This is a genomic window from Moorena sp. SIO4A1 (assembly GCF_010672065.1).
Lineage (GTDB): Bacteria > Cyanobacteriota > Cyanobacteriia > Cyanobacteriales > Coleofasciculaceae > Moorena.
Genome location: NZ_JAAHHX010000011.1, coordinates 159,829 through 177,578, shown reverse-complemented (window position 1 = coordinate 177,578; position 17,750 = coordinate 159,829). Strand labels below are relative to the sequence as shown.

At 43.7% G+C, this 17,750-nt stretch carries 15 protein-coding genes; 8 read left to right on the top strand and 7 right to left on the bottom strand.

Annotated features, from left to right (window positions below):
• The first annotated feature begins 41 nt into the window (after positions 1-41).
• Positions 42-1,169, top strand: a complete 1,128-nt coding sequence (locus F6K53_RS11635; protein ID WP_293066302.1) for a DegT/DnrJ/EryC1/StrS family aminotransferase — start codon at positions 42-44, stop codon at positions 1,167-1,169.
• Positions 1,170-1,172: 3 nt separating this feature from the next.
• Positions 1,173-1,517 carry a hypothetical protein gene (locus F6K53_RS11630; RefSeq protein ID WP_293080787.1) on the top strand — a complete coding sequence of 115 codons (345 nt, stop codon included), beginning with the start codon at positions 1,173-1,175 and terminating at the stop codon, positions 1,515-1,517.
• Here F6K53_RS11630 and F6K53_RS11625 read toward each other — a convergent pair.
• Complete coding sequence (locus F6K53_RS11625) at positions 1,432-2,241, bottom strand: DUF561 domain-containing protein (protein ID WP_293017415.1); 810 nt, start codon at positions 2,239-2,241, stop codon at positions 1,432-1,434. The genes F6K53_RS11630 and F6K53_RS11625 overlap by 86 nt on opposite strands.
• Before the next feature lie 159 nt (positions 2,242-2,400).
• Here F6K53_RS11625 and F6K53_RS11620 point away from each other — a divergent pair, with 159 nt between their 5' ends.
• On the top strand, positions 2,401-3,498 hold the full coding sequence (locus F6K53_RS11620; protein WP_293017414.1) for a serine/threonine-protein kinase: 1,098 nt from the start codon (positions 2,401-2,403) through the stop codon (positions 3,496-3,498).
• A gap of 115 nt (positions 3,499-3,613) precedes the next feature.
• Here the strand turns inward: F6K53_RS11620 and F6K53_RS11615 are convergent, their stop codons facing one another.
• Positions 3,614-6,793: a phosphoenolpyruvate carboxylase gene (locus F6K53_RS11615; protein ID WP_293017413.1), complete on the bottom strand. Its 3,180-nt coding sequence runs from the start codon at positions 6,791-6,793 to the stop codon at positions 3,614-3,616.
• 245 nt (positions 6,794-7,038) lie between these two features.
• Between F6K53_RS11615 and F6K53_RS11610 the strand changes: the two genes are divergently transcribed.
• The 3 genes from F6K53_RS11610 to F6K53_RS11600 all read left to right on the top strand — a co-directional run bounded on the left by F6K53_RS11610 (position 7,039) and on the right by F6K53_RS11600 (position 8,877).
• On the top strand, positions 7,039-7,824 hold the full coding sequence (locus tag F6K53_RS11610) for a 4'-phosphopantetheinyl transferase superfamily protein (RefSeq protein ID WP_293042345.1): 786 nt from the start codon (positions 7,039-7,041) through the stop codon (positions 7,822-7,824).
• 153 nt (positions 7,825-7,977) lie between these two features.
• Positions 7,978-8,142 (top strand): hypothetical protein, encoded by a 165-nt coding sequence (locus F6K53_RS11605; RefSeq protein WP_293017411.1) that lies wholly within the window; start codon positions 7,978-7,980, stop codon positions 8,140-8,142.
• Positions 8,143-8,325: 183 nt separating this feature from the next.
• Positions 8,326-8,877, top strand: coding sequence for a response regulator (locus tag F6K53_RS11600; protein WP_293017410.1), 552 nt, complete (start codon positions 8,326-8,328; stop codon positions 8,875-8,877).
• 80 nt (positions 8,878-8,957) lie between these two features.
• Here the strand turns inward: F6K53_RS11600 and recR are convergent, their stop codons facing one another.
• Positions 8,958-9,554 (bottom strand): recombination mediator RecR, encoded by a 597-nt coding sequence (gene recR, locus F6K53_RS11595; protein ID WP_293017409.1) that lies wholly within the window; start codon positions 9,552-9,554, stop codon positions 8,958-8,960.
• Positions 9,520-9,678 carry a hypothetical protein gene (locus F6K53_RS11590; RefSeq protein ID WP_293066295.1) on the bottom strand — a complete coding sequence of 53 codons (159 nt, stop codon included), beginning with the start codon at positions 9,676-9,678 and terminating at the stop codon, positions 9,520-9,522. The genes recR and F6K53_RS11590 overlap by 35 nt, the downstream gene beginning before the upstream one ends.
• 119 nt (positions 9,679-9,797) lie before the next feature.
• Between F6K53_RS11590 and F6K53_RS11585 the strand changes: the two genes are divergently transcribed.
• Both F6K53_RS11585 and F6K53_RS11580 read left to right on the top strand, forming a co-directional pair.
• The gene (locus F6K53_RS11585; RefSeq protein WP_293080784.1) at positions 9,798-12,737 is read left to right on the top strand and encodes a UvrD-helicase domain-containing protein; all 2,940 of its coding nucleotides are present in this window, start codon (positions 9,798-9,800) and stop codon (positions 12,735-12,737) included.
• Between the two features lie 569 nt (positions 12,738-13,306).
• A complete protein-coding gene (locus tag F6K53_RS11580; protein ID WP_293066292.1) occupies positions 13,307-13,633 on the top strand; it encodes a hypothetical protein in 327 nt (108 codons plus the stop codon).
• A 183-nt stretch (positions 13,634-13,816) separates the two neighbouring features.
• Here the strand turns inward: F6K53_RS11580 and F6K53_RS11575 are convergent, their stop codons facing one another.
• The 3 genes from F6K53_RS11575 to F6K53_RS11565 form a co-directional block, all read right to left on the bottom strand.
• Positions 13,817-15,100, bottom strand: coding sequence for an NAD(P)/FAD-dependent oxidoreductase (locus tag F6K53_RS11575; protein WP_293066290.1), 1,284 nt, complete (start codon positions 15,098-15,100; stop codon positions 13,817-13,819).
• A gap of 405 nt (positions 15,101-15,505) precedes the next feature.
• Positions 15,506-15,907: a DCC1-like thiol-disulfide oxidoreductase family protein gene (locus tag F6K53_RS11570; protein WP_293072309.1), complete on the bottom strand. Its 402-nt coding sequence runs from the start codon at positions 15,905-15,907 to the stop codon at positions 15,506-15,508.
• Between the two features lie 872 nt (positions 15,908-16,779).
• The gene (locus F6K53_RS11565; protein ID WP_293072308.1) at positions 16,780-17,736 is read right to left on the bottom strand and encodes a hypothetical protein; all 957 of its coding nucleotides are present in this window, start codon (positions 17,734-17,736) and stop codon (positions 16,780-16,782) included.
• Between the last annotated feature and the right edge of the window lie 14 nt (positions 17,737-17,750).

The following is a 17,750-nucleotide window of genomic DNA, read 5'->3' as shown; positions in this document are numbered from 1 at the left end:
ATTCTGTTTTAATTGAAAACAACTTAAGGTGTGAGGAACAAGTGAATACTATACCCCCTCTTGACTTAAAACGGCAGTACCAAGTTATTGGAGAACAAGTCAGTGCTGCTGTCGGTGACGTTCTTTCCTCTGGACGTTATATTGGTGGTCCAGTTGTAGAACACTTTGAGCAACAGTTTGCGGCTTACACCGGTACCCTGGAATGCATTGCATGTAACTCTGGTACAGACGCTCTCTATCTCGCCCTGCGAGCTTTAGATATCGGACCAGGTGATGAGGTAATTACCACACCCTTCACCTTCATCGCTACTGCTGAAGTAATTGCTGAAGTTGGTGCTACCCCAGTCTTTGTAGATATCAATCCCGAAACCTTTAATATCGATCTCAATCAAATTGAGAAAGCAATTACCCATAATACTAGAGCAATTATACCAGTTCACCTGTTCGGGCAGCCAGTAGATATGACTGCTGTGATGGATATCGCCAAGACTCATTGTCTTGCAGTCATTGAAGACTGTGCCCAAGGGACTGGTGCTGAATGGGTAGGAAAAAAGGTTGGCAGTATTGGACATATTGGTTGTTTTAGCTTCTATCCCACCAAGAATCTGGGAACCTGTGGCGATGGTGGTGCGGTAACTACTAATGACAAAACTGTTGCGGCCTCAATACGGATGCTAAGAGACCACGGCAGATGCTCGGGCTATTACCATCAAGTCAATGGTATCAACAGTCGTTTAGATGCCCTACAAGCCGCTATTCTTAACGTAAAGCTACCCTATCTCGATGGCTGGAACAATGCCCGTCGTCAGGTAGCAACCCGGTATCACCAGTTATTGGAGCCATTACCTGAGATCATCCGGCCTCGGGAAACCCCTGGGGGACATTCCGTCTGGAACCAGTACACCATTCGCCTCACTCAAGATAGCAGCAATAGCAACTATCGGGACGAGGTACGCCAAAAATTAAAGCAGGCAGGTATTAGTTCTATGGTCTATTACCCCCTGCCGTTACACTTGCAGCCAGTCTACAAAGACTTAGGCTATCAAATCGGTCAGTTTCCAGTTGCTGAGCAAGTCTGCCATCAAGTATTGTCCCTGCCAATGTTCCCAGAACTTACCGTTGAGGAACAGCAACAGGTAGTTTATGGATTGAAGGACTGTTTAGTTTGAAGGTTGAAGGTTAACAGGTTGAAGGTTAACAGGTTGAAGGTTAATAGGTTGAAGGTTAACAGGTTGAAGGTTAACAGGTTGGAGGTTAACAGGTTTAAAGTTAACAGGTTTAAGGTTAACAGGTTTAAAGTTAACAGGTTTAAGGTTAGAAGACTAGTTTTCAAGCATGCAACCTTGGCCAAAAGGCCACCCGTGCGCGTTCAACCTTCAACCTTCAACCCTTCAAACCTTGGCCAAAAGGCCACGCTACGCGAACAACCGTTCAACCTTCAACCTTCAACCCTTCAAACCTTGGCCAAAAGGCCACGCTACGCGAACAACCTTCAACCTTCAACCCTTCACCCTTGACACCTTCGAGGGATTCTACCAAGCTGCGAACCGCTGCTACCATTGCGACTTCGCTATCTAACTGATTGATAGCGGAACCAACGCCAACACCAGCAGCACCAGCGGCAATGGCCATGGGAACGGTCACACTGGATAACCCGGAAGCACACAACACTGGTACTGACACAGCACGAGAAATTTCATAGGCAGCTGCCAAGGTTGGTGCCGCTTTTTCAATTAAACCCAAGGTGCCAGCGGAGCGAGGTTTACTGCTGGTACCCCCTTCAGTTTGAATAATATCGGCACCCGCTTTGACTAATTCTGCCGCTAGTTCTACTTGCTGATCTAACTTTAGAATGTGGGGGACAGTTACTGATAGGGTTATATTGGGTAGTAATTTACGGGTTTCAATGGTCAGTGCCAATACGTCGGAAGCATCAAACCACTGTCCCTGAGCATAAAAGCTATCAAAGTTACCAATTTCAATCAGATCAGCACCAGCTTGGATAGCAATAACAAACTGCTTTGGTTCTACAGCAGAAACACAAATTGGTAAATCCGTTAACCCTCGTGCCAACCTGACTAGATCGGGCGAGGCGGCAATATCGACAAAAGTCGCTCCACCCCGTGAAGCTGCTTTGACTACAGCAGCAACTTTCTCGGGATCAAAAGTATTTAAGCCACTAATTACTTTCAGGCAACGACCTTGGTCCAAGGCTTCGTTTAGTTTGTGATGCATAGTCATATTTTCGGTTTACCCCTGTATTATCAACCAACTTTACCTAATTTTTAATTAACTGTAGGAAATTTTTTTTCTCTCTGAATAATTCTGCCAAACCCGTATATTTACGCCTAAACTAAAAGCATATCGGTGCTGATGGCTACTCCTTCTATATAAAAATAAATGAATTTCCCGCAAGTCAAGCTATCTTCTTTTCACAGTGATGTCTTAAAGAATACCGAGTTAGGTCAACTTTGTGGCAAAAAGCAGCTATTTCGCGCACGCTATGAAGTGTTACGGATGATTGGTCGAGGTGGTTTCGGTGTAACCTTTCTAGCCAAAGATACATCCTTACCGGGTCAGCCGTTTTGTGTCATCAAGCAACTTCGCCCCAAATTCAGTGAGCCAAAAGCATTACATAATGCTCGTCAGCGGTTTGAAAGAGAGGCAAAAATTTTGAACAAACTGGGGACTCACCCCCAGATCCCCATGCTGCTCGATTATTTCGTAGACGATGGAGAATTCTACTTGGTTCAAGAGTACATTCGAGGCATTACCCTAGCTCGGTTGGTGAGGCGTTCTGGTTGCTTATCCCCAGGAGCCGTTAAAGATTTTCTGCGAGACATACTACCGTTATTGCAGTACATCCATGACCATGGGGTAATACATCGTGATATCAAACCTCAGAATATTATTCTTTCTCATGATGGTCAGTTGGTACTAATTGATTTTGGGGCAGTTAAGGAGTTAATTGCCCAAGTATCAGATAGCAGTGTCAGAAACCCAACTACCCATTTCATCGGTACTGTAGGATTTGCACCACCGGAACAGTTTAGCCTACGACCCGTGTATAGCAGTGATATTTATTCCCTAGGGGTTACCTGTATTTACCTACTTACTGGAAAAGCCCCCCTACCATTTCAGAGCGAGCGCCAAACTGGTGAACTGAAGTGGGGCAAAGCATTGGAATTGAGTGATTCCTTTGCTAATATTCTCAACAGAATGCTGGCTATTTCCCTCAAAGAGCGTTATTCAAACGCAAGAGCGATCCTAAGGGCCTTGGATCATAAATTACTTCAAGAGAATCTTGCCGAGTTTCTAGTTATTCAACCTCAAGCTAATCAAAACCAACGACAGGCAAAGCAAAACACCGGGAAAAGTCAGAAGTATACACCTCCTACAGAAAAAACTGCGATCGCGATTCGAGAATGGAAACAAAGGATGCAAGCCAGACACCGCCATAAGGATATACAAAGAGTTGAACACCTATTTAATCATTAGGCTAAATTTGCAATTACAAGGATTCCGGACAAAAAAAGACTAACAGTGAATAACTTCGCCATTGGTTCGTTTTTCATCCTTCATCCTTCATCCTTCACTTTCCATTCTTTACAGGTCAGCCAGTATTACGCATGCCAGCAGCAATACCGTTGATCGTCAATAAGGCTCCTCGTAGTAACTCTCCCTTACTATACCGGGATTGAACCACACCCAATGTTACCTGGTTGCTATGTTGACGTAGGCGTTTGAGCAAAGATACCTGTAAAAATCCTAAGGGAACGATGGTACCATTACGCAACTGTACAGACCGTTGTAAATTTGGGTCGCCATCTAGCAGTGTTTGGTGTCCTGTAATCGTCAGGACTAAATTGCAGGTAAGGTTAAATTCCTTAGCAATTTGCTCAAACAAATGCTCGAAGCGTTCCAGGTCTTCAGGGTTTGAAAGTTCCTTGAGATAGTGGTGAGCAATTTGTAAATCCACCTTCGCTAAGGTCATCTCTACTTTGGAAATAACCATTTTGAAGAAAGGCCATTTTGAATAGAAACAGCGCAATAGGTTGATATTTTCCTCTGGCTGCTGATCGACAAAGCTTTGTAGGGCAGTGCCAACACCGTACCAGCTCGGTAGCAGGAAGCGGCTTTGAGTCCAGCTAAAGACCCAAGGAATTGCCCGCAGACTGCTTAAATCCTTCTTCCCTGATTTACGCCGTGCAGGGCGAGAACTAATTTGCAACTGGCTAATTTCTTGAATCGGTGTGACTTGATGGAAGAAATCTACCAGATCCGGTTGGTCGTGAATCAGGGCTCGGTAATGGGTACGGGAGGTCTGAGCTAACTCCTCCATAATTTCATTCCAGGGCTGGATATCATCAAAGCCATTATTGAGTAAGCTAGCTTGCATCACTGCTGTGGCTATTGTTTCGAGATGATAGAGCGCTAGTCCTGGCAGAGAGTACCTAGAAGCCAGGACTTCCCCCTGTTCGGTAATTTTGATTCGGCCATTGATACTACGACCTGGTTGCGCCAGGATAGCTTCATAAGATGGACCGCCACCACGACCCACTGAACCACCACGACCATGGAAGATCCGTAAAACAATACCATACTCTTGGGCCACGTGCTCTAAGGCTTTCTGAGCTTTGTGGATTTCCCAGTTGCTACTGAGGAAGCCAGAATCTTTGTTACTGTCGGAGTAGCCGAGCATTACCTCTTGTAAGTTAGGAGAGGTTAACGCTTGTTCCCGTAGCGTGGCCTTTTGGCCAGGGTTATTTGGTTGTTCGCCTTTAGCGTTCGAGTAGGGTAGGTTTAATGGGCTAACCTGCAACTGTTGATATCCACCAGCCAAACTAGCACGATACAAGGGTAGCTCAAACAGGGATTTCATCACTGCTGGAGCACGCTTAAGGTCTTCCACTGTTTCAAACAGTGGCACCACGCGAATGGTTCCCTGACCAGTGGCCGGGTCATACAAACCAGCTTCCTTCGCCAACAAGAGGACTTCTAACAAATCGCTGGCCGTATGACTCATGCTGATGATGTAGGTTTGGCAGATTTGGGGACCAAACTCTTGTTGCAGTTGCCGCACCATCCGGAAGGTTTCGATAGTCTCGCAGGTTTTTTCCGAAAATGGCAGTTCTGTTGGGATTAATGGACGTCGGGTTCGCAACTCAGCGGTTAACCACAAGCATGCTTCGGATTCCGATAGCAAGTTGTAGGGCTTAGGCAAAACTTGCAGGTACTCAGCAATTTCACTCAGGGCTTCTGAGTGGCGAGAACTTTCCTGGCGAATATCTAGGTGAGCCAGGTAAAAGCCATAAATTTCCACCTGACCGATTAAATTGTCTAACTCACGACAGTTCAACCCGGTTTCCACCAGATTACTCTCAATCAGCTTTAGTTCTGCCAAGAATTCTTCTCCAGAGCGGTAAAAACTCCAGCTTTTACCATTAGCCATCTCATCTGGTACAGGCATACCATTGGCAAGCTGTTGGTTTCGCTCACGGGTGTTTTCGAGTTTTTGCTTAATGTAGGTCAGTTTGAGTCGATAGGGTTCTTGCCGATAGCGAATGGCGAGCTGTTCGTAAACCTCTGGCAATTGAGAACGGTCTTGTTCTAGAGAGTCCAACAGTTCCGGTAGCACATCACACCAGTGCAACGACAGGCTCAATAATTCGGTCAGATTCTTAACCTCACCTATATATTTACCCAGCACCAAATCTCGTTGATAGCAGGCAGTTTGCCAGGTAATTTGGGGAGTGACAAAAGGATTACCATCCCGGTCTGACCCTACCCAAGAGCCAAAATGACAGAAGTTCTTAGCGGGTGGGTTCAGCCAGGGGAATGAACCCTTCAACGCTTGCTTGAAACGACTATACAATTGGGGTATTGTATCAAACAGTACTTCGTGGAAGTAGTGAAGAGTGTAATCTACCTCATCAAGTACTCCCGGCTTAAACTGATGTAGCTCATCGGTGCGCCACCAGAGGCGAATTTCTTCCATGAGCTTTTGGCTACATTCAGTCACCTCCCAGGACGAAGTGATTCCTAAGGTACCATAGGTTTGCTCCGCTTGGTCTAATTGTTCGAGAATCTTAGCCATCCGTCGCTGTTTACCCCGAATGGTACGACGAACGATTTCTGTGGGGTGAGCTGTGAAAACCAAGCGAATATCAAGATTGTCAATCAGCCGCTGAATTTGACCTGGTGGCACATTCTGCTTGTGTAAGTGGGGAAATAACCAATCCAGTAGCCCTAATTTTCTTTCGGATCCTTGGTTTTCCTGGTGGCTCTTTTCGATAACATTGGTAACGGCACCCCCTGGTTGAGTAACCTCATTGCCTATTTCCACCTCTTTGTCAACGGTTACAACAGTTGACAAAGACGAATTACCATTTTTTGTTAAAATACCTTGGCCGAAGGGGGTTAACTCAGGTTCAGTGCTTCTTCGGTAAGAGCGGCGTCTTGAGAGTTGTTGATTTCGTTGTTCATAATGTTGTTCGACAATATTGATCAGCTGAAAGTATAGAGCAAAGGCTCGTGATGCCCGGATAGCCTCATTAAGGTCAAGCTGTTGGATTAAATCAGCTACTGAAGATTTAGGATCTTCAGTGGCTTGTCCTTCTGGAGAACACAATTCCCGCAGTTGCTTGAGTAAATCAACAAGTTCCTGACCACATTCAGATAGGAGAACAGATTCCCACAAATCCTCTACAATTTTAAGTCGATGGCGCAGAAACAGGTCAGAAGTAGCTGGGAAGGTTGATTCTTGATTAGATGGAGATGGGATAAAACTCATAGGCTCTATCTATTCCCTATACAAAGCTGATCTATTTTACGGGTTTGAGGTTCTTTGGAGTAACTAAGGAACAAGAATTTAAATTTCTTTGGAAAGCTCATGGCAGCTTAACATCACATTAACTTTAATAGTAAGGCAAGTTATTGGGTATCTGTAAAAATCATTAAATTTATGAAATCTGACTATTGGTCTGACTATTGGGTGTAACTGTGAAACTACTAATGTTTATAAGTTTTTATTGAACCATGACCCCAGTGTGGCTAATTCCCCCAACAGATTTACAACTATTGAACCATGATGTCCATCTCTGGCGTGCGCAGTTGGAGCTGAGTGGAGTATTGATTGAGAAATTGGCAACCACTCTTTCTGAGGACGAGCACCAAAGAGCTGAGCGATTTTACTTTGAGCGGGATAGAAAGCATTTTATAGCAGGTCGGGGTCTTTTGCGCCAAATCTTGGGTCGCTATTTGGGCATGAACCCACGCCAAGTGGAGTTTTGTTATGGAAAGCGGGGCAAGCCAGCACTCAAGGAAACTTGTGGGGGCAGAAGACTCCGTTTTAATGTTTCTCACTCTCATGGACTAATTCTGTATGCTATTACCTGGGATCAGCGCATTGGCGTTGACCTAGAATACCTGCGACCAATGCCAGATGCTGAGCAACTCGCTCAACGTTTCTTTTCCCCCCAAGAGTATGCCGTGATTTGTTCTGTGTCTGAGGAGCAAAAGCACAAGGCATTTTTCCAGGGATGGACCAGTAAGGAAGCCTATCTCAAAGCGATTGGTGAAGGACTAGCTGGCTTGGAACAGGTCGAAGTTTCTGTAAATCCAGCTGAACCGACTGCCTTGCTGAGCATCAACAAAGACCCTCAGGCAGTTTACCGTTGGTCTATCGCTGGTCTAACCCCTGTGCCTGGTTACTTTGCCTCGTTGGTTGTGGAAAGAAAAGATTGGCAGTTAAGTTGTTTTGATTACACCGAGAAATCAGTGTCTGGTTGGGGTGTGGGCGGATCAGGTGTAGGGGGAAATTAGGCCGTAATAGGAACTGGTTAATCGTAACTGAACCAGACCAAGTACTTTGCATCGGAATGCGATTGGCTCTAGGTCACGCGGGGCGCGATCGCATTCCGACGGGCGAGCCTCAACACAGGTTCACCCTGAACGGGTGTGGGGTCTTACCCTAGAATGGCACTAACTATAGCAATCCTAAATCAATTGAGAGAATGTTTGTTCCCTACTCCCTACTCCCTACTCCCTACTCCCTGTTCCCTGTTCCCTGTTCCCTGTTCCCTTTGCTATAGGGATAGATTGTCACATCTCCCACACCTTTTTATAGGGGTATGGCTATAGATTGATAGGGCTGAGTTATCTTAGTTGGGTAGGTCGTGACTTGTCGATCATCGCTAGGCAAACTGGCACTCCCCTGATCCTAAGTTAGGGTGTCCACATTAGCCTCTGGAGTCGGCGACAGTCGCTTCATTCAACATTTGTTTTTTTAAAATTACCTCAAACTACCTTGGAAAGGAGTCAGTCGTGGCAAGTCATAAAATCCTGGTAATCGATGATAGTACGGTAATCCGCAAGCATGTCAAAGAGATGTTACCTAAGGGGTTTGAAGTCATCGAAGCTAAAGATGGGGTGGAGGGAATTAATTTAATTCGCCAGGCAAAACCTAACTTTATCATGTTAGATTTTATCCTGCCCAAAATGAGTGGATTTGATATTTTTAATGAACTTAAAAGTGATCCTAAATTACAAACAATACCTCTGGTATTAATGTCAGGCCGAAAGGAAGAAGTAACTGCTAAAATTAAAGAACCTTTTAAGTATTTTGCCTTTATTGAAAAGCCTTTTAATAAAAAGCAGCTGACGGACGCTATCAAAGAATCCATGCAAAAGGCTAAGAAGCGACCAGCAACTCCTGCACCAGCACCAGTTAGTGCAGCTACCGCTGAGTCATCGCTCGAATCAGCTCAGGAAATTGCGCAGTTGAAGGCAAAGGTTGCCAAAATGCAACAGGAAATAGATGCCTTGAAGAAACAGTTAGGTCAGCTGGTGACGTTTATTAAGCAAAAGTTGAAGTAGTTTATGGAAGGATGGAGGATGAAGTATCTTCTCACTTGATAATTCATCCTTCACGAATGCTTAATCCAACTCACGAATGCTTAATCCAACTCACGGCGTCCTTCTAAGGCTCTAGCTAGGGTGACTTCATCTGCATATTCTAGGTCTCCTCCCATAGGTAAACCAAAGGCAATTCGGGTCACTTTGGTAAACGGCCTGATCAGTTGACCTATATATAGTGTGGTTGTCTCCCCTTCTACACTGGGATTGATGGCTAAAATGACTTCTTGAATCGTTTTCTGGCTGACTCGTTGTACAAGTTGCTGGATATGGAGTTGTTCTGGACCAATGCCATCCATAGGGGAGATCACTCCTCCCAGAACGTGGTATTGGCCTCGGTACTCGCGGGTTTTTTCGATGGCAATCACATCCCTTGAGTCGGCAACTACACAGATAGTCTTCTGGTCCCGGTTGGAATTGCGGCAAATTTGGCAGACCGGTTCAGCAGACAAGTGAAAGCATACTCTACAAAAACCAACTTGTTGTTTGGCTTCCACCAACGCTTGCGCTAGGGCTTTGACTTCCGGTGTTGGACGCTTGAGGATATGAAGGGCTAGTCGTTGGGCAGTCTTTGGACCAACTCCAGGCAGGCGTTGTAGCTCTTCAATTAAGCGAGCGAGGGGGCGTGTGTAAACCATCAGTCAAGAATCGGGAATCGGGAGTAGGGAGTAGGGAGTAGGGAGTAGGGAGTAGGGAGTAGGGAGTAGGGAGTAGGGAGTAGGGAGTAGGGAGTAGGGAGTAGGGAAAGTGTTTATGGACCATTGAGCGCTGCTAGATCATCGGATATTTAGAATCACACTGGAAAAACTAAACATTAGAATAGCCTCAGCTATAAGATAAATAGATCTAGCTAGATCTGCGATCGCATTTTATCCGCCCCTATGAGTACAACCCCTGATTTCCTGAGCCACCTTAACCCTTCCCAACTTCAAGCCGTTGAACATTTCTGTGGTCCCTTGTTAGTTGTTGCTGGTGCCGGGTCTGGCAAAACCCGAGCCTTGACCTATCGTATTGCTAATCTGATTCTCAAACACAAGGTCTCACCAGAAAATATCTTAGCGGTGACGTTCACTAACAAAGCCGCACGGGAAATGAAAGGGCGGATTGAGCAAATATTTGCTCAGCAGCTGGCGGAACAGAAGTATGGTCAAAGGTTGGAGCTTCTGCCAGAAGACCAACAAACTCAGTTGCGATCGCGTGTTTACAGAACAATCACCAAACCGTTGTGGATTGGCACCTTCCACAGTCTGTTTGCTCGGATTCTCCGCTTCGATATCAATAAATATCAAGATGATCAGGGACGGAAGTGGAATCGGAACTTTTCCATCTTTGACGAATCCGATGCCCAGACCCTGGTTAAAAGCATTGTCACTCAAACCTTAAATCTTGATGACCACAAATTTAACCCCCGTTCTGTGCGCTATGGTATCAGCAATGCCAAAAATCGCGGTTTATCTCCCCAGGAATTTGAGCGAGAACAGTCCAATTTCCGGGGACGAGTGATTGCTGATGTCTATAGTCACTACCAAGAGCAATTAGCTGCTAACAATGCTTTGGACTTTGATGACCTCATCTTAGTGCCCATGAGGCTATTTCAACAGAATGAGTCGGTCTTAAGCTACTGGCATCAGCAATTTTATCACATTTTAGTGGATGAGTATCAAGATACCAATCGGATTCAGTATGAACTGATTCGCTTGTTGACTACCAAGGGAGAAACTCAAAAGAGTCAGTGGGATTGGCAGAATCGCTCAGTTTTTGTAGTAGGGGATGCAGACCAGTGTCAGCCACCAGGTACTCAGGTACTCACGACTGAGGGATATGTCCCAATCGAAGCACTAGACCCAAATCAACATCGGTTAGTCAGCTATAACCCTCATTCTTCCGCAGTAGTTGGCAGAGTGAATGGTTATCGTTTCAACAAAGCCAGTCGTCCTTTTAGTGGCAATCTGATTGAGGTAACGGTTGATAGCCAAACTACTCGCTCCACACCAAACCATCGATGGCCAATCCGGTGGAATCAGCAAGCTAAGGAAAAGACTCATGTTGTCTACCTAATCCGCCGAGGTCAGTGGTACCGAGTCGGATGGTGCAAGCTATTTAAAAGCGATGGTGGATTTCAGTTAGGCTATCGAGCCAGGGTTGAGAAAGCAGATGCCGCTTGGATTCTGGTGGCAACCGACAATCGGACAGAAGCTTCCTTCAAAGTGTCTTATATTGCCGCACGCTATGGTATTCCCACTGCCCCGTTTGAACCAATTAATGGTGCCACTGAGTACACTCGTCAGATGCTGGAGCAGTTATTTAATGTACTGGGTGATGTGTTACCAGAACGGGGGATTTCCTGTCTTCAAGACTTTGGACTCGACCCAAACTACCCCATTTACAGCCCTGACATTGCCTATCAAGGCGGAAGGGGTAAAAGTACTATCGAGCTAGCAGCGATTAATTTATTACCAGAACTGATGGATATAGCTGTCTATCAGGGTGGCAAAACAGTGGCTTGGAAACCGATTAGGATTCAGCGTCAGGAATACAGTGGCTTGGTGTATAGCCTAGAGGTAGAGAAGCACCATGTCTACTTTAGCGATGGATTGCTTACTCATAACTCTATCTACAGTTTCCGAATGGCAGACTTCACCATCCTTCTGGGTTTTCAGCAAGACTTTGGTGATGGTTTACCAGACCAAGATACTCGCACTATGGTCAAGCTAGAAGAAAACTATCGCTCTAGGGAAAATATTCTTCAAGCTGCTAACCACCTGATCGAAAATAATACCCAGCGGATTGATAAAGTTCTGCGAGCAACACGGGGTATCGGGGAAAAAATCTATTGTTTTGCCGCTGATGACGAATTGGAAGAAGCTCAGTTTGTAGTCAGTCAAATTATCCAACTAAAACGACAAAATCCAGAACTGGATGGCGGCAGTTTTGCTATTCTTTATCGTACTAATGCTCAATCCCGTGCCTTTGAAGACGTTTTGATCAGAGCGGATATTCTCTATACTGTAGTTGGTGGGTTAAAGTTCTATGACCGTAAAGAAATTAAAGATGCTCTGGCTTACCTCAGAGCGATCGCAAACCCATCCGACACTGTTAGTCTATTGCGCATTATCAATACTCCTCGACGAGGTATTGGACAAACTACCATTAACAATCTGGTCACAGCTGCCCAAGAATTAGGAGTTCCATTGTGGGAAATTCTCAGTGATGAAACCTCAGTTCATACATTTGCGGGAAGGTCAGCTAAAGCGGTCAATAAATTTTCTCAGCTTATGTCTCAATGGCAGGAGCAAATGGAAAACCGAACAGCATTAGAGATTCTCAAAGGGATTATGGAAGAGTCTGGTTATATTGGCGATTTAAGAAACAAAGGAACTGAAGAAGCTGAGAATCGATTGGAAAATATTGTAGAATTGTTTAATGCAGTCCAGCAATTTCAAGAAGAAAACGAAGAAACGAGCTTAGAAGGGTTTCTTGCTAATGCAACTCTTGCCTCTGACATGGATAACCTCGAAGAGGGGAAAAAAGCAGTTTCTTTAATGACCCTTCACTCTGCTAAAGGGCTAGAATTTCCGATTGTCTTTCTAGTCGGCCTAGAGCAAGGACTGTTTCCTCACAGTCGTAGTCTTAGGGATCCTGTAGCGTTGGAGGAAGAAAGGCGTTTGTGTTATGTAGGGATTACTCGCGCTCAGGAACAACTGTTTTTGTCCCATGCTCATGAGCGCCGCTTTTATGGGAATCGGGAACCAGCTAACCCTTCTCAGTTTCTCAAGGAGTTACCCTCAGACTTAATTGACAGTAAAGTTGGAATGTTTTGATAGTCTCCTCGGTCTGGGGGGGTGACATGCAAGCTGAAATCATTACTGGGTAATAATTTCAGCCCATAAGTTACTTAGCGATGCAGCGCGGTCTTGGGGAGGCAGCGCGGTCTTGGGGGTTCCCCCCATGAGCGACTGCCGTGGTTTCCCCCACTCGCGCTTTGCATCAAGACAATGAATAGAGGGTTAATTTGGGACTTTATCTTCCATGAGCTTATTCGCATCAAAGCCTTATATACTAAGCTTTTTAGGGCTCATGTCACCCCCTCAGGTCCCTTTGTCAAGGAGTTCATTTGTTCTTATCATTTATTGTTATTCCCTATAATCCTGATTCAGTCTAGCTTATAGCTTCTTTAATACACCATAAAGTTAAGAAATTTTACAAAAAAATAGATCTATCTTGACCGCAGAAAAAAAAGACTGTATGCTAACCATGGTAGCTAAAAAATTAGTCTAGATTCGTCAAAATACTAGGATATTTTTTGGCCAACCATGGTACAGGAATCCTAGAGCGTTTATGATAACTTTCTGGGAATAATAGCAATTTCTCTCTAAAGGAGACAGTAACAATGAATAACGAATTTTTTGGTGGTCTAAAGCGCATCTTTTCTGACATTATAATTTTTGGAATGGTCTTCTTAATGGTAGGCTTCTTTGCGCTCACTCCAGCTGCTTTTGCAAACTGGAATGAGGAGTGCAACAATGAAGGATGTAGTAATGGTGAATTACAAGACCTCTACGAAAGCTATGCTTCAGAGTGTTTAACAGAAGGCTGTTCTAACGAAGAAATGTATGAGACCGCAGGTGGTTCTGGTTCAGTATGTCCAATGTTTTCTGACTTTAAGGACAAAGGCTTTTTCGTAAGTCCAGACTCCTTGGCACAGTTCCGTTGCTAAGCATCCCTTAGGGGAGGCCCTTAAAATCAAAAACAACTAAACAGAACTGTTAGGTATTTTATTAGATCCTAGCAACCAACAAGTTTTTTGATTTGTCTTGTCTTGATGCATGCTTTGTATCAAGACAAGGCAGGGTTTATTCATAACTATGCCTGGTTAACCAAAAAGATGCCTTTACCCTGGTTACCGTATGTCGGAAAAAGTGAGTTTGGTAGCGGTAGACACAGAGAAAATTTGGCGTACGTTGCGTTCTCCTGTGAGATAATCTCTAATCCAACTACCCAAAACAGTTAAACGATTTGATAAACCGGGAAGATAATATAAATGGATACCTAACCATAACAGCCAAGCTAACCAGCCTTTTAAGGAAATTCTGCCAAACAGATAAGCAACTCCTGCATTGCGAGCAATAATTGCTGCTGTTCCCTTGTTGAAATAATTAAAAGGTTTGAGAGATAATCCTCCAAACTGTCGTTTGAGATTACTAGCGACTGCCGTTCCTTGCTGTAAAGCTTCAGGTGCAATCCCTAAAAGTGGTTTGTCGTCTTGCTTAACATAGGCAACATCTCCCACAGCATAGACTTCTGGATGTTCTAATAATTGCAAAGTTGAGCGCACACAAACTTGATCTTTCCTAGCTGTAGCTAACTTGTCAGACTCTACAGGAAGATTAGCTTTTACTCCTACAGCCCAAATAATAGTTCCTGTTTCAATTATCGAACCCTCTTCTAATTCAATGGCTCCAGGCATGACCGAACTAACACGAGTGTTAAAATGAATTTGAACTCCCCGACGGCATAGCGCTTGCTCAGTGTAGTCTCCTAAATGATCGGGAAAATCAGCCAGCAATCTATTTCCTGAATGAATTAAGATTACTTTTACTTCTTTTAAATCAAGTTCCCGATAGTCTTTAGCTAAGGTATCTGTAATTAACTCAATTAAAGCTCCTGCCAACTCTACCCCTGTCGCACCGCCACCGACAATTGTAAACGTAAGTAGTTGTTTTCGTCTTTCCTCGTCAGTAGAACTAATAGCTTGTTCACAATTACTCAAAATGCGATCTCGTAGGGCTACTGCATCATCGAGAGTTTGCAAGGGATAGGTGTATTTAGGTGCGCCATCTACACCGAGAAACTTAGTTTGACTCCCCGTAGCTATGATCAAATAGTCATAATTAATATTTTTTTGATCAGTTTTTACAAGTTTAGCGTTAAAGTCTATTTCTAAAACTTCTGCTTGAAAAAAACTGGTATTAGGAGCGTATCGCAAGAATTTTCGCAATGGATAGGCTACCGCTTCTGGGGGAATAAAACCAGTAGCTACTTGATACAGTAAAGGCACAAAGGTATGATAGTTGTTGCGATCTATCAATAAAACTTCTGCATTGACTCTGGCCAAATTTTTGACTGCTCTCAATCCGGCAAAACCAGCCCCGATGATTACTATTTTAGGTTTTTGATATGACATGGTTGTTACTAAAGGTTTTGTTTGAGGAAGTTATATAGCGGTTATTGCATTTATGAGGTACACTTCTAAACCTCAAAGTCCCCCTTTTTAAGGGGGATTTAGGGGGATCCCTTTGTACCTCATGGGAAATAGAATTGCTATAGCATCCCTAAATAGGTTTTAAACAGTTGATTTAGCTATGACTACCTATGATATTATCAGTATTTTACCCCTATCTGTATTCACAGATCATTTAGGATTGCTATATTTAATTTATAGTACCCCTAACTTTTATAATCTTTCTTGCTCCTCCAGGTAAAATTATCCTAGGGTAAGGTTAAGTATGGAGATGAAAAGCTTTGAAAGTAAATGGGGGTAGGAGTTTAGAAGCCAGCAACAACGTAAGGTACTAACTAGAATACTGACTCATAGTAACAGAAACCTTTGGCGCTCTTGAGGGGTCAATAACCGACAACTACTTTGGCCTAGCTGTATCTGTTTACGTACTGAAGAAATCAAATTGTACACACCATCTCGAATAAATGGCGGAATAGCCAAAAATATCCCTAGATTCCTAACCGGTCCTTCCGCTAAGGTAATTGCCATCAGAACCGCTGAACTCTTTTGATAAAGACGGCCATTATGAAAGAGGTATGCAGTGGTTAGATCAGGGGGCTGATACCCATGCTCAGCGAAGAAATTCTCAGCATATTTGGATTGGAGAGGACAAAACAGTAATGATGTCAGCTTTGTTCTTTCTAGAAGAAACAGAACAGTGGCATTACAAAAACCGCAGTCTCCATCATATAAAAATATTGCTGCTTCCATGGTTTTACTGTTCCTGATACCGAATTGAATTGGATGGAAAAATTTTGTTTATCTAGGACATAATAGCAGGGTCAATGCATCTTATTTTGGAATGCCTAGTGGATATGAGATTCATGAGATAAGTACTTTTACTTATGAATTTTGGAATCTTTTCTGACCAAGGCTTCTAGAATGTAGATGCTTTTGTCCTGGGCATAATAGGGCTTTATTGGTGATTTTATGATCAGCCATCAGCTTTCTGATTTTCCAAGGGAATCTACCCAAGGGGCACTAGCGTAAGGCACAACTCATACCTATCTCCTAAAGCTATAACTTTATTAAGCACCTACACAGAAATAATTACCTACTCGCTATCTCTGTAACCCTTACATTGTAAGGCTTTGAGTTTTATTAAATGTGGAATTGATTTTGTCCACCTGCTTAATTATACAGGGTATAGTTATCTTGTCAACAAACGTGAGATATTTCTCATAAACCAGGCGTGATTGTGATTGTTGACAATGTATTATAATGTATTATGTATATATAGTGTCTATTGAATTTAATAAAGACTAGATATACAATATACGGATCATAATATTAGATGGGTTTACCGTTCTCCTCTGGCCTGGTTCCCACACTTTCCGGCTTTTTTGCAAATAATATGAGATCTACCCCTTACAGGTTTCAATTATCACCAGGTATGGGAAGTGAAAGTTTCTTCCCATACACAGAGGATGGCTTTAACCCTGTCAACACTATCAAAATTAGTATTTTTTAATAGTGTAAAAAAGTCAGTACCTAAGCTATAGATATATGTCGGTGGGTATTATAATCCTGTCTTAAATCTTTCAAGAGTAACCCGATCATACCAAAGGTTAATACCGACAGTATCAACTAAGGAAACCAAGTGAATTTTCAACAATGTCTCTCCAGGGAAATAGGTAGATTTGGAGTAGAACAAATGCCAGTACATAGTACAAGCGGATGTTTTTAAAGGTGGGCTCTGCTTGTGAAATGCCCATAATAATCAGCGTCCAGCCAAAACCCATAACAGGTGCGATCGCATAGGTTGTGACTATAAACGTTAACAGAAATAGATCACGTATCTTGGACAGCCACTGACCTTTGGTAAACAGAAAAGCGATCGCCACGAGAGCTTCGATCGCCCCACCCCAATAGGTGAACAATTTAGCCAATATCCCAACAGTTTGAGAGTCTTGCAATACAACTGACTGGAGATTGCTCATAGGAGCAACTAGACTACTAAGGGTTGACCGATTTTCAGCAAGGAGATCCTTGGGCAACCCTCCAAGCAGATCCACAACATTGGCAAAGCGCACATCGGTCAAAAGAATATGGTGAAACGCTATGCTATTGAGAAAATCAGGAGAGATAATTTTCCAGATTGTTGCGAAAAGAAAACACAGGCCAATCAGTAGTCTCGCATTTACTGCAAGTGTTTCTTTAACATTGCTACTTCGGGCAGAGAAGCACATCGCCAAGCACCAGTAGGCCAAAAGGTACTTATGGTTGTCTATGGTGAACCAGTTGTAGAGGTCACCTGCCAAAACGATGCTAGTAATCAAGAGCCAAAATCTGTAATTCCGCTGCCAAGCTGGATAGACAAGTCCTAAAATGCAAAGAATTCGGACTGGCACCACCACGTACCAAAAATCGGTAGGATAAGTCAACAGCAGTAGCAGAGTCATGATTGCCGACAAATCAAATATATCTGCTTCCCTGATATAGCGTATAAAAGCTCCCAAACTTAGGTTTATCTCATCTGTATTTATCTCCGTTGCTGGCTGTTTCTGCATCTCCACCTGGCTACTTTTTGAGATACTCATACTCTTCAAATCTC

Bases quoted from the DNA above. Each gene is read 5' to 3' on its own strand.
- F6K53_RS11605 (WP_293017411.1), top strand. From the start codon at position 7,978: ATGGCACTAACTATAGCAATCCTAAATCAATTGAGAGAATGTTTGTTC.
- F6K53_RS11590 (WP_293066295.1), bottom strand. From the start codon at position 9,678: ATGGTCCATAAACACTTTCCCTACTCCCTACTCCCTACTCCCTACTCC.
- F6K53_RS11575 (WP_293066290.1), bottom strand. From the start codon at position 15,100: ATGTCATATCAAAAACCTAAAATAGTAATCATCGGGGCTGGTTTTGCC.
- F6K53_RS11625 (WP_293017415.1), bottom strand. From the start codon at position 2,241: ATGACTATGCATCACAAACTAAACGAAGCCTTGGACCAAGGTCGTTGC.
- F6K53_RS11580 (WP_293066292.1), top strand. From the start codon at position 13,307: ATGAATAACGAATTTTTTGGTGGTCTAAAGCGCATCTTTTCTGACATT.
- F6K53_RS11570 (WP_293072309.1), bottom strand. From the start codon at position 15,907: ATGGAAGCAGCAATATTTTTATATGATGGAGACTGCGGTTTTTGTAAT.
- F6K53_RS11565 (WP_293072308.1), bottom strand. From the start codon at position 17,736: ATGAGTATCTCAAAAAGTAGCCAGGTGGAGATGCAGAAACAGCCAGCA.
- F6K53_RS11610 (WP_293042345.1), top strand. From the start codon at position 7,039: ATGACCCCAGTGTGGCTAATTCCCCCAACAGATTTACAACTATTGAAC.
- recR (WP_293017409.1), bottom strand. From the start codon at position 9,554: ATGGTTTACACACGCCCCCTCGCTCGCTTAATTGAAGAGCTACAACGC.
- F6K53_RS11620 (WP_293017414.1), top strand. From the start codon at position 2,401: ATGAATTTCCCGCAAGTCAAGCTATCTTCTTTTCACAGTGATGTCTTA.
- F6K53_RS11615 (WP_293017413.1), bottom strand. From the start codon at position 6,793: ATGAGTTTTATCCCATCTCCATCTAATCAAGAATCAACCTTCCCAGCT.
- F6K53_RS11585 (WP_293080784.1), top strand. From the start codon at position 9,798: ATGAGTACAACCCCTGATTTCCTGAGCCACCTTAACCCTTCCCAACTT.